Here is a 14,141-nt window from a genome sequence, read left to right as displayed (position 1 = left end):
GCGGCACATGCCGCGGCAGGCATACTCGCCCTCGGCGATGCGGCACCCAGCCGAGTCCGGCACGATAGGGCTGTGGATGCTCTCCCCGCGCTCGCCGAGGCCCGCGCTGCGCTCGCCGCGGCCGCCGGGCGCCTCGTCGCGGCGGGCGCCGCCCCCGAGCAGCTCGTCGTCACGGTGCCGGCGCACCGCGCGCTCGGTTTCATCCCCCGGCGAGAGACCTTCCGGCGCACCGGCGAAGGATTCGTGCTCGGCGCGCTGCTCGTCACCCCCAGCGGAGACGTGTTCGCGCCCGGGCGCATCGCGCGCGCGAGCCGGCAGGTGCTGCCGGGCCACCAGTCCGAGAGCGCGCGGGCCCGCCGCGAGCTGCGCCAGCGCCTGCTCGACGCGCGCCTGCCCGACGGCAGCACCGTCGTCATCGACTCACGCCCGGTGCCGCTCGACGACCCCACCGCGATGGCCGCCGAGCGCGGGCCGCTCGTGCTGGGAGAACGCGGAGTGCTCGTGCGCTGGATGCCCACCGCTCCCGACGCCGCGCTGCGCCCGCTCGACGCCTACCTCGCCGAGCGCCTCGACCTGGCGCTGGGCACCCTGACCGCTGCGCGAGCCGAGAGCGAGCATCCATGACCGAGAACGAGACCGCCGGAATCGATCCCGACGCCTTCGCCTTCTACGCCGAGCTCGAGCAGAACCAGAACAGGGAGTGGTGGCTCGCCAACAAGCAGCGCTACGACACGCGCGTCAGGGCGCCCGTCGAGCGCCTCATCGACGCGCTGGGCGGCGAGTTCGGCCCGCTCAAGATCTTCCGCCCCTACAAAGACGTGCGGTTCAGCGCCGACAAGCGGCCATATAAAGACCACCTCGGGCTCGTGACGGCCGACGACTCGGCGGCGACGTACTACCTGCAGCTCTCGCAGAAGGGCGTCGTGCTCGCGGGTGGCCTGTACCAGCCGGCGCGCGAGCAGCTCGCCCGCTTCCGCGAGATCGTCGACGACAACCGCCTCGTCGGCGACCTCGAGGCGACGCTCGAAGAGGTCGGCGACAGCGGGTTCTCGATCATGACGACGGATGCTCTCGCCACCGCCCCCCGCGGCTTCAGCGTCGACCACCCGAAGATCGAGCTGCTGCGCCTCAAGCGCCTGGCCATCGCCGCCGAGCACGCGCCCGCCGACTGGATGACCGGGCCCGAGCTCGTCGACCGCGTGCGCGCGGGCTGGCGCACCGTGCGCGTCTGGAACGACTGGATCGCCGAGAACCTGCCGACCGCGGTCGAGGCGACCCGATGACCGAGCTGCGACCCCTGCCGACCGCCGACCCGATCGTGCGCGGCGTGCGCATCGTCGTGTCGGCCATCACGCGCACGAGCGCCTGGCGGTGGGCGGCGCATCGCGTCATGCCGCCGATCGAGCGTGCGCTCGCGAGCGCGACCGGGGGCCGCGTGCAGGTCAGCAGCGTCTTCGTGCCGTCGCTCATCCTGACCACGACGGGTGCCAAGAGCGGCCTGCCGCGCGACACCGTGCTCATGTACACGGCCGACGGCTACGGCCGGGCGATCGTCGCGGGCACGAACTGGGCGGCCGCGACGCACCCGGCCTGGACCTACAACCTGCTCGCCCACCCCGAGGCCGAGATCACGGTGCGGGGGCGGCGGTACGCGGTGCGGGCGTCCGTCATCGAGGGGGATGCTCGCGATCGCGTCTGGCGCCACCTCGAGTCGCAGTGGCCCGAGTACCGCGCCTACGAGCGCGACTCGGGGCGCACGGTCAGACTGTTCCGCCTGCACCTGCTGCGCGCACTCTGAGCTGCGCGGTGTCGGTCGGCACCGTCCGTCGCCGAGCCTGTCGTTCGGTGCGCCGCGTACGCGCTGAGCGCAGCGCGGCGGCGATCGCGGGCTGCCCGAGCACGATGCCGAGCAGCACGATGATCATTCCGACCACCTGCGCGGCGCTGAAGGCCTCCTGCGCGACGAGCACTCCGAGTGCGACCCCGGCCACGGGATTGAGCAGGCCGACCAGGCCGACGGCTCCGGCCGGCAGGTGCTGCAGGGCGGCGAACCACGTCGCGAAGGCGAGCGCTGTGGCGACGAGCGCGAGGTAGGCGGCGCCCGCGAGCCCGGCCGCGTCGAGCGCCGGGGGCGCACCCTCGGCGAGCAGCGCGACGGGCACGAGCGCGAGGCCGCCGAGCGTCAGCTGCCAGGCGGTGACAGAAAGAGCGGGGGTGCCGTCGTTCCAGCGGCGGGCGAGCACGAATCCGACCGACGACATGAGCATGGCGGCGAGCGAGGCGGCGATGCCCCAGCCGTTCAGCGTGCCGGTGGCGCCGGCGAGCAGCACGACGACGCCCGCGAAGCCGATGACGGCGCCGAGCAGTGAGAGCGCGGCGGGCTTCTCGCGCGCGATCGGCCACGCGAGCAGCAGGATCACGGCGGGCGAGGTGGCCATGAGCATCGCAGCGACGCCCGAGGGCAGCAGTTGGGCGGCGAGGTAGACGAGCACGAAGAACGCCCCGACGTTGAGCACGCCGAGCACCGCCGATCGCCACCACCAGCGACCCCGCGGCAGTCGGCGCGCGAGCAGCAGCAGCACAAGTCCGGCGGGCAGTGCACGCAGCGCGGCGCCCCAGATCGGGGTGTCGGCCGGCAGCAGCTGCGCGGTGACGACGTAGGTAGAGCCCCAGGCGAGAGGCGCGATCGCGGCGACGAGCAGCCAGCGCCAAGTGGATGTCATACCCGGCAGAACCTTTCCACGGAAAGTATTATTCCCGCATGACCGATCGCGTCTCCCGTATCCAGGCCGAGTGGCGGCGCGAGCGCCCCGACCTCGACGTCGCGCCGCAGGGGGTCTTCGGACGGCTCGCCCGTCTCGCCGCCGCGATCGAGGTCGAGCTCGAGCGGGTCTTCCAGCAGCACGGGCTGACGTCGGGCGAGTTCGACGTGCTCGCCGCGCTGCGTCGCGCGGGCGCCCCGTTCGAGCGCACCCCCAGCGCCCTCGCCGACAGCACCATGATCACCGCGGGCGGCCTCACCAAGCGCGTCGACCGCCTCGAGGCGGCCGGCCTCGTCACTCGTCGCCCGTCGCCGATCGATGGTCGCGGGCGGGTGGTGGCGCTGACGGATGCGGGGCTCGCGCTCGTCGAGCGTGCCTTCGAGGCGCACCTCGCCAACGAGCATCGCCTGCTCGCGCCGCTCGACGCTGCCGACCGCGCCGCGCTCGAGCGGCTGCTGCGCACGTGGCTCGACTGGCTGCGGCCCGAGCGCTGACGAGGCGCTCTAGGCTGTGGCCGTGCTGCTCGACATCGTCTTCATCATCGCCGGACTGGTCCTGTTGATCGGCGGGGGTGAAGCCCTCGTGCGCGGCGCCTCGACGCTCGCCGCGAAGGTGGGCATCTCGCCGCTCGTCATCGGCCTCGTCGTGGTCTCTGCCGCGACCTCGGCGCCCGAGCTCGCGGTCACGCTCGACGCTGTGGTGCGGGGCGAGCCCGACCTCGCGCTCGGCAACGTCGTGGGCAGCAACATCGTCAACGTCCTGTTCATTCTCGGCTTGTCGGCGATTGTCATGCCGCTCGTCATCAAGCGTCAGCTCGTTCGCTTCGACATCCCCGTCATGGTCGGCATCTCGGTGCTGCTTGTCGCCGTGAGCCTCGACGGCGTCATCGGGCTGCTCGACGGGGTGCTGCTGCTCGCCGGCCTCGGCGTGCACACGGTGCTGAGCATCGTCATCGGCCGTCGCGAGAGCGCGGCCGCCGAGCCCGTCGAGCCGGCGCTCAACAGCAAGCCGGTTCCGCTGTGGCTCGCCCTGCTGCTGCTTGCCGCCGGCATCGGGCTGCTCGTGTTCGGAGCCCGCCTGCTCGTCGACGGCGCCGTCGGCATCGCGACCGCGCTCGGCATCAGCAGCCTCGTGATCGGGCTCACGGTCGTCGCGATCGGCACCTCGCTGCCCGAGCTCGCGACCTCGATCATCGCTGTGCGCCGCGGCGAGCGCGATATGGCGGTCGGCAACATCGTGGGCAGCAACATCTTCAACATCGGCATGGTGCTCGGCCTGCCGGCGATCCTGTTCGGCGAGGGCATCCCGGTGCCGCCCGCCGCGATCGCGCTCGACCTGCCGCTCATGCTCGTGACCGCCGTCGCCCTGGTGCCGATCGCGTTCACCGGCTTCGTCATCGCCCGCTGGGAGGGGGCGCTCTTCGTTCTGCTCTACGTCGCGTACACGGTGTACCTCGTGCTCGCGTCGACGGCGCATGACGCGCTCGAGGGCTTCACCGACGTCATGCTGTGGTTCGTGCTGCCGCTGCTCGCCAGCACCCTCATCGCGGCGACCGCGTACGAGGTGGGGGTGCTGCGCGGTCGACGCGCGGCCGCGGCTGAGAAGGCCCTGCCGCAGACGGCGACGGCCGACGACGCATCCTCCGCGCCGCCGGCCGCCTGAGCCGTTCAGTCGTCAGTTCATCGACGCGAGCAGGTCTTTCATCTGCTTGTAGATGAGCCCCGCCGCGTTCTTCGGGTTGAGGCGCGAGAGGCGCGACATGATGCGCGCGTCGCCGCCGATGAAGATCTCGTACGAGCCCTTCTCGACCGCCTCGATGATCTGGCGGCCGGCCTCGGCGGGCGCGGTCGTCTTGCGCTGCTTCTCGCCCGCGGCGGCGGCCATCTCCTTGGCCTGCTCGGCCGTCATGAGCCCCGAGTTCACCGTGATGTTGGTGCCGATCGCGCCGGGAAAGACGCCCGTGACCTGCACGCCTGTCTCCATAAGCTCCGAGTGCAGCGCGCGGCTGAGCTGCGCCACCGCGGCCTTCGTGGCGCCGTAGACGCCCTGGCCAGGAACCGGCGCGTAGGCGCCCATGCTCGCCACGTTCACGAGCGCGGCCTCGGGCCGCTTCACGAGCTCAGGCAGGAACGCCTTGGTGGTGTTGAGCACGCCGTAGAGGTTGACGTCGATGACGCGCTCGATCTGGTCCCAGTCGAGCTGCATGACCGGCACGAACTTCTGGATGATGCCCGCGATGTTGAGCAGACCGTCGACCTGGCCGTGCTGCGTGATGATCGCCGCGGGCAGTTTTTCGACCGCCTTCCGGTCGGTGATGTTCACGACATGCGTCGAGATGCGGTCGCCGTGGTCGCCGGCCAGCCGCACGGTCTCGGCCAGACCCTCCTCGCTCAGGTCGAGGGCCGCGACGCGCGCGCCCTTCGCCACGAGGCCGAGCACGACCTCACGCCCGATGCCGTTGCCGCCGCCGGTGACGGCGAAGACCTTCCCGCTGATCTGCATGATGCTCCTTCGATACCGGATGCGCGTCCTCGCGCAACGACCAGGCTAATCACATCCCGACCGATCGGTCAGGGCCGAACGTCCCGGGGCCGCGATGCTATGCGAACCCGCAGGAACCCGTGGAATCGTGGGGGCATGACGGTCATGCCGATGTTCCCGCTCGGGTCGGTGCTGTTTCCCGCGATGCCGACGGCGCTGAGGGTGTTCGAAGAGCGCTACATCGTCATGCTCTCGACGATCCTCGGCGACGAGCCGCCCGAGTTCGGCATCGTGCTCATCGAGCGCGGCAGCGAGGTCGGGGGTGGCGAGCACCGGTTTGCGATCGGCACGGCCGCCCAGGTGACGCGCGTCGAGACGAGCGAGGGCTTCATCGGGCTCATCGCGCAGGGCGACCGGCGCATCGAAGTGGTCACCTGGCTCGATGACGATCCGTTCCCTCGCGCCGAGGTGCGTGCGGTGCCCGAGCTCGAATGGGACGACGAGCTCCGGCCGCTGCTCGAGCGGGCCGAGCAGCTCGTGCGCCGCACGATCTCGCGCGCGAGCGAGTTCGTCGAGCAGCAGTGGCCCGCCGACATCGAGCTGAGCGACGACCCGATCCAGGCCTGCTGGCAGCTCGCCGGCATCTCGCCGCTCGGCCCGCTCGATCAGGTGCGGCTGCTGCGGTCGACGACCGCGGTCGAACTGCTGAGCGGCCTCATCGAGGCCACCGAGGGTGCCGCCGAGATGCTCGCGATGCCGGGGCTCGACGACGACGACTTCTCGGCACTGCTCGACGGCGAGTAGCCTGCCGCCATGACCGAGGTGATCGCCCTGCCCATTCCCGTCGACGCCGCCACGGCCGCGTGGGCCGGCCCCGTCTTCGTGCTCATGGCCCTTACGGGCCTCGTCGTTCTGATCTGGCAGACCGTGCGCTATTTTCGCGATAACCGCGACGACCGCTGACGGTGCCGAGCGGGTAGAGTGAGCCGCAGCAGCACCCTCAACTGAACACCGGCCGTTTCCGCGATGCGGGAGAGCCGTGGGCCCGGCGCCCGCGGCACCGAAGGAGCAAGCCTCCCCGCCAATCTCTCAGGTCTATGTACCGCATCAGCCAGGCCACTCTGAAAAGCAGAGCGCGCATCCGTCGTCGACGACTGCGACGCTCTCGCCCACGGTGAAAGCGCCCCACCGGCTGCCACGAGCAGTCCGGCGGCGCGAAGCTCTCAGGCACCATGACAGAGGGGGAGTTCCACCGGCCTTCAGCGTCAGGAGAACTCCGTGTCCGAGCCCACCGCCCCCCAGCGCCACTCGCCCCTGCACGCCGTGCACGAGGCGCTCGGTGCCGCGTTCACCGACTTCGCTGGCTGGCAGATGCCGGTTCGCTACAGCTCCGACCTCGCGGAGCACCACGCCGTGCGCACGGCGGCGGGCATCTTCGACATCTCGCACATGGCCGAGATCGCGGTCGACGGCCCCGACGCGGCCGCATTCCTGGATGCTGCGCTCGCCGGTCGACTCTCGGCCATGGCACCCGGCAAGGCCAAGTACTCGCTCGTGCTCAACGAGAACGGCGGCATCGTCGACGACCTCATCGTCTACCGCATGAGCGACACCTCGTATCTCGTCGTCGCCAACGCCTCGAACCGCTTCGCGGTCGTCGAGGCCCTGCAGCAGCGCATCGGGCAGCACGAGGTCGTGCTCGACGACCGCACCGAGCAGATCGCGCTCATCGCCGTGCAGGGCCCGGTCTCGGTCGCCGTGCTCGCCGCGACCGCGGGGCTCGAGATCCCCGACCTCGACGACCTGAAGTACTACGCCTGGGGCTCGGGCGCCTTCGCCGGCACCGAGATCATGGTCGCGCGCACGGGCTACACCGGCGAAGACGGCTTCGAGCTCTACGTGCCGGTCGAGCGTGCCGCCGAGCTGTGGGCCGCGCTCACTGCGGCGGGCGAGCCGCTCGGGCTCGTGCCCTGCGGGCTCGCGGCGCGCGACACCCTGCGGCTCGAGGCGGGTATGCCGTTGTACGGTCACGAGCTCGGGCTCAGCATCCAGCCGGTGCAAGCCGGACTCGGCCGCGTCGTCGTCACTGACAAGCCCGACTTCGTCGGCCGCGAGGCGATCCTCGCCGGACCGGCCGAGGGCGCTCCCGTGCTCGTCGGCCTGCGAGCCGAAGGTCGTCGAGCTGCGCGCGCCGAATATGCCGTCTTCCACGGCGAGGCACTCGTCGGCGAGGTCACCTCGGGCGCCCTGTCGCCGACGCTCGGCTACCCGATCGCGATGGCGTTCGTCTCGCCCGAGGCCTCGGCCCTGGGCACCGTGCTCGAGCTCGACGTGCGCGGCACCCGCATCCCCGCCACGGTCGTGGCGCTGCCCTTCTACTCCCGCTCCTGATCCACCCCTCCGCCCCGCACCGCCTCACCGAACCGCCGATCGAAAGGCCACCCTCATGAGCGCCGTTCCCGCCGACCTGCAGTACACCGCCGAGCACGAATGGGTGCGTCTCGAGGGCGATGTCGCCACCGTGGGCATCACCCAGTACGCCGCCGACGCGCTCGGCGACGTCGTCTACGTCGACCTGCCCAAGGTCGGTGCGGCCCTCGCCGCGGGCTCGATCGTCGGCGAGGTCGAGTCGACCAAGTCGGTCGGCGAGCTGTACGCGCCGCTCGACGGCGAGGTCGTCGAGGCCAACAGTGCCGTCGTCGACGCGCCCGAGACCATCAACAGCGACCCCTACGGCGATGGCTGGCTCGTGAAGGTGCGCGTCTCGAGCACCCCCGCACTGCTGAGCGCCGACGAGTACCGCGCCCTGATCGGCGAGTAGCTCTTCCTCTTCTCTCTTCTCACCCGCGATTCGAAAGGCCCTCTGTGAGCATCCCCTTCGTCGACCGTCACATCGGCATCGACGCCGACGCCCGCCAGCTCATGCTCGACGCGCTCGGCTACGCCTCGCTCGACGCGCTCATGGATGCCGCGGTGCCGTCAGCGATTCGCCAGACGGCCCCGCTGCGCAGCCTGCCGGCGCCCGCGACCGAGGCCGAGGCGCTCGCCGAGCTGCGCGCCCTGGCCGCGCACAACCGGGTGCGGCGCAGCATGATCGGGCAGGGGTACTACGGCACGGTGACGCCCGCGGTGATCCAGCGCAACGTGCTCGAGAACCCGAGCTGGTACACGGCCTACACGCCCTATCAGCCCGAGATCTCGCAGGGGCGCCTCGAGGCGCTGCTGAACTTCCAGACGATGGTGAGCGAGCTCGCGGGCCTGCACACCGCGAACGCGTCGATGCTCGACGAGGCGACGGCCGTCGTCGAGGGCATGCTGCTCGCGCGCCGCGCCTCGGGTTCTGCCTCGAACGTCTTCCTCGTCGACAGCGACATCTTCGCCCAGACCCGCGCGGTGCTCGACGGCCGTGCCGAGGCCGTCGGCCTCGAACTGCAGTACCTGCCGCTCGCCGAGACCGACCCGGCCGAGCTGCCCGAGGCCTTCGGCGTCTTCGTGCAGTACCCGGCGGCCTCGGGCCGCGTCTGGGATCCGTCGGCGGTCATCGCCCGTGTGAAGAGCCAAGGCGGGCTCGCGATCGTCGCCGCCGACCTGCTCGCCCTCACGCTCATCACGAGCCCCGGCGAGCTCGGCGCCGACGTCGCCGTCGGCACCACGCAGCGCTTCGGCGTGCCCATGGGCTTCGGCGGACCGCACGCCGGCTACCTCGCCGTGCGCGAGGGCCTCGAGCGGCAGATGCCAGGCCGCCTCGTCGGCGTCTCGAAAGACGCCGACGGCCGCCCTGCCTACCGCCTGACGCTGCAGACCCGCGAGCAGCACATCCGCCGCGACAAGGCCACCTCGAACATCTGCACCGCGCAGGTGCTGCTCGCCGTCATGGCCTCGATGTTCGGGGTCTACCACGGGCCCGACGGGCTGCGCCGCATCGCCGAGGGCGTGCACGCCCAGGCCGCCGGCTTCGCCGCCCGCCTGAACGCCGCGGGCATCGAGGTCGCCCACGCCGACTTCTTCGACACCCTCGAGGTGCGCGTGCCGGGCCGTGCGGCCGAGATCGTCGAGACCGCGCGCGAGCGCGACCTGCTGCTCTGGCAGGTCGACTCCGACACCGTGCGCTTCAGCTTCGACGAGGTGACGGCCGCGAGCGGCATCGGGTTCTCCCGGGCCACCGACGGGCTGGCCGCCGACCTCGCCGCCGTGTTCGGCCTGAGCGACGGCTTCGGCGTGAGTCTGACCCCGCACCTGCCTGAGGGCCTGCGCCGGGCATCCGAGTACATGACGCACCCGGTCTTCCACGTGCACCGCAGCGAGACGGCGATGATGCGCTACCTCAAGCGCCTCGCCGACCGCGACTACGCGCTCGATCGCGGCATGATCCCGCTCGGTTCGTGCACCATGAAGCTCAACGCGGCCACCGAGATGGCGGCCGTGACGTGGCCCGAGTTCAGCGCACTGCACCCCTTCGCGCCGCTCGACGACGTGCAGGGCTCGCTCGTGATGATCGGGCACCTCGAGACCTGGCTCTCCGAGCTCACAGGCTACGACGCCGTGTCGCTGCAGCCCAACGCGGGCAGTCAGGGCGAGCTCGCGGGCCTGCTCGCCATCCGCGGCTACCACCGCTCGCGCGGCGACGTGCACCGCACTGTCTGCCTCATCCCCTCGAGCGCCCACGGCACGAACGCCGCGAGCGCCGTGCTCGCCGGGATGCGCGTCGTCGTCATCGCCACGACCGAGACGGGCGACGTCGACCTCGCCGACCTGCGCGCGAAGATCGCCGAGCACCGCGACGAGCTCGCGGCGCTCATGATCACCTACCCGTCGACGCACGGCGTCTACGAGCACGAGGTCATGCAGGTTACGGCGGCCGTGCACGAGGCCGGCGGGCAGGTCTACATCGACGGTGCCAACCTCAACGCGCTGCTCGGCTACGCCCGCTACGGCGACATCGGCGGCGATGTCAGCCACCTCAACCTGCACAAGACCTTCTGCATCCCGCACGGCGGCGGCGGGCCCGGCGTCGGCCCCGTGGCGGCCAAGGCGCACCTCGCCGAGTTCCTGCCCGGGCATCCGCTCGCCCAGATGCACCAGCACCCGCCGTTCGACCACACGACCGGCCACGCCGGAACCGTCGAGCACCGCGGCGCGCCCGTCTCGGCGGCCCCCTACGGCTCGGCGAGCATCCTGCCCATCTCGTGGGCCTACGCGCGCATGATGGGGGCCGAAGGGCTCACGGATGCCACGGCCAACGCCGTGCTCGCCGCCAACTACGTCGCCCTGCGCCTGCGCGACCACTACCCCGTGCTCTACGCGGGCGAGAACGGCCTCGTGGCGCACGAGTGCATCCTCGACCTGCGGCCGCTCAAGGAGGCGACGGGCATCGGCAACGACGACGTCGCCAAGCGGCTCATGGACTACGGATTCCACGCTCCGACCATGTCGTTCCCCGTCGCGGGCACGCTCATGATCGAGCCGACCGAGTCGGAAGACCTCGCCGAGCTCGAGCGGTTCATCCAGGCCATGATCGCCATCCGCCTCGAGGCCGACGCCGTCGCTGCGGGGGAGTGGCCGGCCGACGACAACCCGCTCGTGAACGCGCCGCACACGGCCGAGAGCGTCATCGCAGGGGAGTGGCAGCACGCGTACTCGCGCGAGCTCGCGGTCTACCCCTCGGCGGGCGACCGCACGGCCAAGTACTGGCCGCCGGTGCGCCGCGTCGACCAGGCCTACGGCGACCGCAACCTCGTCTGCGCCTGCCCTCCGATTGAGGCGTTCGCCTAGCGGCGACCGCCTCAATCGGAGTCCCCGCTGCGTCTATTGCCGCGCCTATGGCGCGCGCTGAGGCGTTCGCCTAGGGGCTCGGAGTCGACGAGGGACTCGGCACGGGCATCGGGGCGAGCAGCCCCGGAAACGCCGCGGCGGCCCACGGGTAGCCGATGAAGATCACGGCGTCGATGACGGTGTGCGCGATGACGAGCGGCATCAGCCGGCCGTAGCGCGTGTAGAGCCAGCCGAAGAGCAGCCCCATGGCGAAGTTGCCGACGAAAGCGCCGAAGCCCTGGTACAGGTGGTACGTCGCCCGCAAGAGGGCGCTCGTGAGGATGATCGTCCACGGCCCCCAGCGCAGGTCGCGCAGGCGCGCGAACAGGTATCCGACGACGATGACCTCCTCGGTCACGCCGGCCCGCAAGGCCGAGAGCAGCAGCACGGGCACTGTCCACCAGTGCTCGTCAAGCGCGGTCGGTACGACCGTCACCGTGATGCCGAGCGCGCGTCCCACGAGGTACAGCGCGAGGCCGGGGATGCCGATCACGAGGGCGAGGCCGATGCCGTCGCGGGTGTCGCGCCACGGTCGGGTGCCGTCGATGCCGAGGCGGCCGAGGTGCGGGCGTGCGGTGCTCCACAGCAGGAAGGCCACGAGCGCCACGGGCACGAGGTCGAAGAACACGCCCAGCAGCTGGTAGATCAGGTCGAAGATCTCGCGCTGGTCGCGCGGCGGGTTGAGCGTCGCCGTCTGGTCGCCGAGCGGCACATCCCGGGTGAGGCGGTTGGCGATCGCCACGAGCGAGTACACGGCGCTCGCGCCCAGCGAGAGGCCCAGAACGATGAGGATCTCGACGCGCAGCCGCCGATCGCTCGGCATTCCGCCGGGCAGCGGCGCAGCATCCGGTGGCGTCGTCACCGTTCTATTCTGCGGGGCAGGGCCGGGTTGTGCAGAACCCGCAATCATCGGGCGGGATGCTCGCTGCTCTTTGGCGCACCCCGACAGGCCCGTTCCGCGCGTCGTCGGCCGCGCGCGCCGGGGTTTCTGCGCCGACGCCGAGTTCGTGCCGCCTCGGCGCAGGATTCGTGCGAAGTGCGAGCGGCCGGTGCAATATTTGTGCAAAACCCTGCCGGAACCTGCGCGAGCGTTACCGGTGTGTAACGAATCGGCCTACAGTTTGGCGGGGGTATCTCTGGGTCTCTAGGGTCGTACCCAACAGGCGTGACGGCGCGCTCGGAAAACGTGCCGCCACGCATCCATCTTGCACAGGAGGAAAATTGCGTATCAGCAGATTCGCGGCCGCCACGGCCACGATCGCGGCGAGCGCTCTCGTTCTCTCGGCTTGCGCAGCGCCGCAGTCCGAGGTCGTCGAGGGTAGCTCCATCACGGTCGCGTGGAACCAGCCGTTCTACTCGTACAACAGCAACACGTCGTTCGGTAACGCCACGGCCAACGCCAACATCGTGTACCTGACCAGCGGTGGCTTCAACTACTACAACAACGTGCCCGAGCTGGTGAAGGACGAGTCCTTCGGCACCTACGAGCTCGTCTCGGAGGACCCACTGACGGTCAAGTACACCGTCGCGGACGACGTGCAGTGGTCTGACGGCACGGCCGTCGACGGCGCCGACCTCCTGCTCGCGTGGGCCGCGAACTCGGGCGTGCTGAACACCCCCGACTTCAACCCGGGCGAGTTCACCGACCCCGAGACCGGTGAGTTCACCGACGAGTACCCGACCGACGTCGTCTACTTCGACGGCGCGATCGGCGCGGGCCTGCAGCTCGTCACCGAGACGCCCGTCATCGACGGCCGCTCGATCACCCTCGTCTACGACGAGTTCTTCGTCGACTGGGAGCTCGTCTTCGGCGTGGGCCTGCCGGCGCACGTCGTCGCGCAGCGCGCCCTCGACATCGAAGACGCCGGCGAGGCCAAGACGGCCCTCATCGAGGCCATTCAGAACGCCGACGCCGAGGCTCTCGCCCCGATCTCGAGCACCTGGAACTCGGACTGGAACTTCACCGAGCTGCCGGCCGAGGAAGACGCGAACCTGCTCGTCGTCAACGGCCCCTACCAGATCACCGACTTCGTGGCCGACCAGTCGATTACCCTGACGGCGAACCCGAACTACCGCGGTGAGAACCTCCCGAACATCGAGGAGATCACCATCCGCTTCATCACCGACCCGCTTGCCGCCGTGCAGGCGCTCGCCAACGGTGAGGTCGACATCATCAGCCCCCAGGCCACGGCCGACGTCGCGGACGCGCTCGCCGCGCTCGACGGTGTCACCGTGCTCTCGGGCGAAGAGGCTGTCTACGAGCACATCGACCTGCAGTTCGCCGAGTCGAAGAACGGCACGTTCGACAACCCGCTCGTGCGCGAGGCCTTCCTCAAGACGATCCCGCGTCAGCAGATCGTCGACACGCTCATCAAGCCGCTCAACCCCGAGGCCGAGGTCCGCAACTCGCAGATCTTCATCCCCGGCGCCGACGGCTACGACGAGACCGTCGCCAACAACGGCATGGACGCGTTCACCGACGTCGACATCGAGGGTGCCAAGGCGCTGCTCGCTGAGGCCGGCGTGACCGCTCCTGACGTCTGCATCCTCTACGCGCTCAACAACCCGCGCCGCGTCAACGAGTTCGCCCTCATCCAGGCTTCGGCCGCCGAGGCCGGCTTCGTGGTCGAGGACTGCGGCAGCCCCGACTGGGGTGGCCTGCTCGGCACCCCCGGTGCGTACGACGCGGTGTTCTTCGGCTGGCAGTCGACGAGCCTTGGTGTGACCAACAGCTCGCCGACCTTCCGCACGGGTGGCATCAACAACCTCAACTACTACAGCAACCCCGAGGTTGACGCGCTGCTCGACGAGCTGGACGTCACGCTCGACGTCGAGCGCCAGATCGAGATCCAGGTCGAGATCGACAAGCTGCTGATGGACGACTTCTACGGTCTGACCATCTTCCAGTTCCCCGCCGTCACCGCGTACTCCGACCGCGTGGCGAACGTGGAGCCGGGACCGCTGTCGCCGACCATCTTCTGGAACGCGTGGGACTGGGAGCCGACCGAGAGCAACTAGTCGATAGCCCAGCTATCGGCTGACTCAGGTCAGTCCTTCTCAGCACAGGGGCGCTGGGGCCGCACTGCG

14 protein-coding genes and 1 riboswitch are annotated in these 14,141 nt (G+C 70.5%); of the genes, 11 read left to right on the top strand and 3 right to left on the bottom strand.

The window, feature by feature from the left end; translation table 11 throughout:
• Window positions 1-72 precede the first annotated feature (72 nt).
• Genes ACK4HH_RS08500 through ACK4HH_RS08490 form a run of 3 tightly spaced genes read left to right on the top strand, consistent with a single transcriptional unit; the run spans window position 73 to window position 1,798 of the window.
• A complete protein-coding gene (locus ACK4HH_RS08500) occupies window positions 73-624 on the top strand; it encodes a hypothetical protein (RefSeq protein ID WP_409650705.1) in 552 nt (183 codons plus the stop codon).
• Window positions 621-1,283 (top strand): DUF2461 domain-containing protein, encoded by a 663-nt coding sequence (locus ACK4HH_RS08495; protein ID WP_409650702.1) that lies wholly within the window; start codon window positions 621-623, stop codon window positions 1,281-1,283. Before ACK4HH_RS08500 ends, ACK4HH_RS08495 begins: the two co-directional genes overlap by 4 nt.
• A complete protein-coding gene (locus ACK4HH_RS08490; RefSeq protein WP_409650700.1) occupies window positions 1,280-1,798 on the top strand; it encodes a nitroreductase family deazaflavin-dependent oxidoreductase in 519 nt (172 codons plus the stop codon). The genes ACK4HH_RS08495 and ACK4HH_RS08490 overlap by 4 nt, the downstream gene beginning before the upstream one ends.
• Here the strand turns inward: ACK4HH_RS08490 and ACK4HH_RS08485 are convergent.
• Window positions 1,761-2,723, bottom strand: a complete 963-nt coding sequence (locus tag ACK4HH_RS08485; protein WP_409650698.1) for a DMT family transporter — start codon at window positions 2,721-2,723, stop codon at window positions 1,761-1,763. The genes ACK4HH_RS08490 and ACK4HH_RS08485 overlap by 38 nt on opposite strands.
• A 38-nt stretch (window positions 2,724-2,761) precedes the next feature.
• Here ACK4HH_RS08485 and ACK4HH_RS08480 point away from each other — a divergent pair, with 38 nt between their 5' ends.
• Both ACK4HH_RS08480 and ACK4HH_RS08475 read left to right on the top strand, forming a co-directional pair.
• A complete protein-coding gene (locus tag ACK4HH_RS08480; RefSeq protein WP_409650696.1) occupies window positions 2,762-3,256 on the top strand; it encodes a MarR family winged helix-turn-helix transcriptional regulator in 495 nt (164 codons plus the stop codon).
• Window positions 3,257-3,278: 22 nt separating this feature from the next.
• A complete protein-coding gene (locus ACK4HH_RS08475) occupies window positions 3,279-4,424 on the top strand; it encodes a calcium/sodium antiporter (RefSeq protein WP_409650694.1) in 1,146 nt (381 codons plus the stop codon).
• A 12-nt stretch (window positions 4,425-4,436) separates the two neighbouring features.
• Here the strand turns inward: ACK4HH_RS08475 and ACK4HH_RS08470 are convergent, their stop codons facing one another.
• Complete coding sequence (locus ACK4HH_RS08470) at window positions 4,437-5,264, bottom strand: SDR family NAD(P)-dependent oxidoreductase (RefSeq protein WP_409650692.1); 828 nt, start codon at window positions 5,262-5,264, stop codon at window positions 4,437-4,439.
• Between the two features lie 135 nt (window positions 5,265-5,399).
• Between ACK4HH_RS08470 and ACK4HH_RS08465 the strand changes: the two genes are divergently transcribed.
• The 5 genes from ACK4HH_RS08465 to gcvP all read left to right on the top strand — a co-directional run bounded on the left by ACK4HH_RS08465 (window position 5,400) and on the right by gcvP (window position 11,015).
• Complete coding sequence (locus ACK4HH_RS08465; protein WP_409650690.1) at window positions 5,400-6,047, top strand: LON peptidase substrate-binding domain-containing protein; 648 nt, start codon at window positions 5,400-5,402, stop codon at window positions 6,045-6,047.
• A 9-nt stretch (window positions 6,048-6,056) separates the two neighbouring features.
• Window positions 6,057-6,206: a hypothetical protein gene (locus tag ACK4HH_RS08460; RefSeq protein ID WP_409650688.1), complete on the top strand. Its 150-nt coding sequence runs from the start codon at window positions 6,057-6,059 to the stop codon at window positions 6,204-6,206.
• Between the two features lie 56 nt (window positions 6,207-6,262).
• Window positions 6,263-6,358: riboswitch (glycine riboswitch) on the top strand.
• A 163-nt stretch (window positions 6,359-6,521) separates the two neighbouring features.
• Window positions 6,522-7,634, top strand: a complete 1,113-nt coding sequence (gene gcvT, locus ACK4HH_RS08455; RefSeq protein ID WP_409650686.1) for a glycine cleavage system aminomethyltransferase GcvT — start codon at window positions 6,522-6,524, stop codon at window positions 7,632-7,634.
• Between the two features lie 55 nt (window positions 7,635-7,689).
• Entirely contained in the window at window positions 7,690-8,064 is a 375-nt protein-coding gene (gene gcvH, locus ACK4HH_RS08450) for a glycine cleavage system protein GcvH (protein WP_409650684.1), read from the top strand.
• Between the two features lie 44 nt (window positions 8,065-8,108).
• Entirely contained in the window at window positions 8,109-11,015 is a 2,907-nt protein-coding gene (gene gcvP / locus ACK4HH_RS08445; protein ID WP_409650682.1) for an aminomethyl-transferring glycine dehydrogenase, read from the top strand.
• Between the two features lie 70 nt (window positions 11,016-11,085).
• On the opposite strand, the gene ACK4HH_RS08440 is transcribed toward gcvP, so the two are convergent.
• The gene (locus ACK4HH_RS08440) at window positions 11,086-11,877 is read right to left on the bottom strand and encodes a CPBP family intramembrane glutamic endopeptidase (RefSeq protein ID WP_409650752.1); all 792 of its coding nucleotides are present in this window, start codon (window positions 11,875-11,877) and stop codon (window positions 11,086-11,088) included.
• Window positions 11,878-12,275: 398 nt separating this feature from the next.
• On the opposite strand from ACK4HH_RS08440, the gene ACK4HH_RS08435 reads away from it, so the two are divergent.
• The gene (locus tag ACK4HH_RS08435) at window positions 12,276-14,072 is read left to right on the top strand and encodes an ABC transporter family substrate-binding protein (protein WP_409650680.1); all 1,797 of its coding nucleotides are present in this window, start codon (window positions 12,276-12,278) and stop codon (window positions 14,070-14,072) included.
• Window positions 14,073-14,141 lie beyond the last annotated feature (69 nt).

Origin of the sequence: Microcella sp. (assembly GCF_046296455.1) — a bacterium.
GTDB lineage: Bacteria > Actinomycetota > Actinomycetes > Actinomycetales > Microbacteriaceae > Microcella.
The sequence above is the reverse complement of the archived record's forward strand: the minus strand, read 5'-3'. Positions and strand labels throughout refer to the sequence as shown.

Excerpts from the sequence above, each read along its gene's own strand:
- ACK4HH_RS08495 (WP_409650702.1), top strand. The coding sequence starts at position 621 with ATGACCGAGAACGAGACCGCCGGAATCGATCCCGACGCCTTCGCCTTC.
- ACK4HH_RS08490 (WP_409650700.1), top strand. The coding sequence starts at position 1,280 with ATGACCGAGCTGCGACCCCTGCCGACCGCCGACCCGATCGTGCGCGGC.
- ACK4HH_RS08485 (WP_409650698.1), bottom strand. The coding sequence starts at position 2,723 with ATGACATCCACTTGGCGCTGGCTGCTCGTCGCCGCGATCGCGCCTCTC.
- ACK4HH_RS08480 (WP_409650696.1), top strand. The coding sequence starts at position 2,762 with ATGACCGATCGCGTCTCCCGTATCCAGGCCGAGTGGCGGCGCGAGCGC.
- ACK4HH_RS08470 (WP_409650692.1), bottom strand. The coding sequence starts at position 5,264 with ATGCAGATCAGCGGGAAGGTCTTCGCCGTCACCGGCGGCGGCAACGGC.
- ACK4HH_RS08465 (WP_409650690.1), top strand. The coding sequence starts at position 5,400 with ATGACGGTCATGCCGATGTTCCCGCTCGGGTCGGTGCTGTTTCCCGCG.
- ACK4HH_RS08460 (WP_409650688.1), top strand. The coding sequence starts at position 6,057 with ATGACCGAGGTGATCGCCCTGCCCATTCCCGTCGACGCCGCCACGGCC.
- gcvH (WP_409650684.1), top strand. The coding sequence starts at position 7,690 with ATGAGCGCCGTTCCCGCCGACCTGCAGTACACCGCCGAGCACGAATGG.
- ACK4HH_RS08440 (WP_409650752.1), bottom strand. The coding sequence starts at position 11,877 with ATGCCGAGCGATCGGCGGCTGCGCGTCGAGATCCTCATCGTTCTGGGC.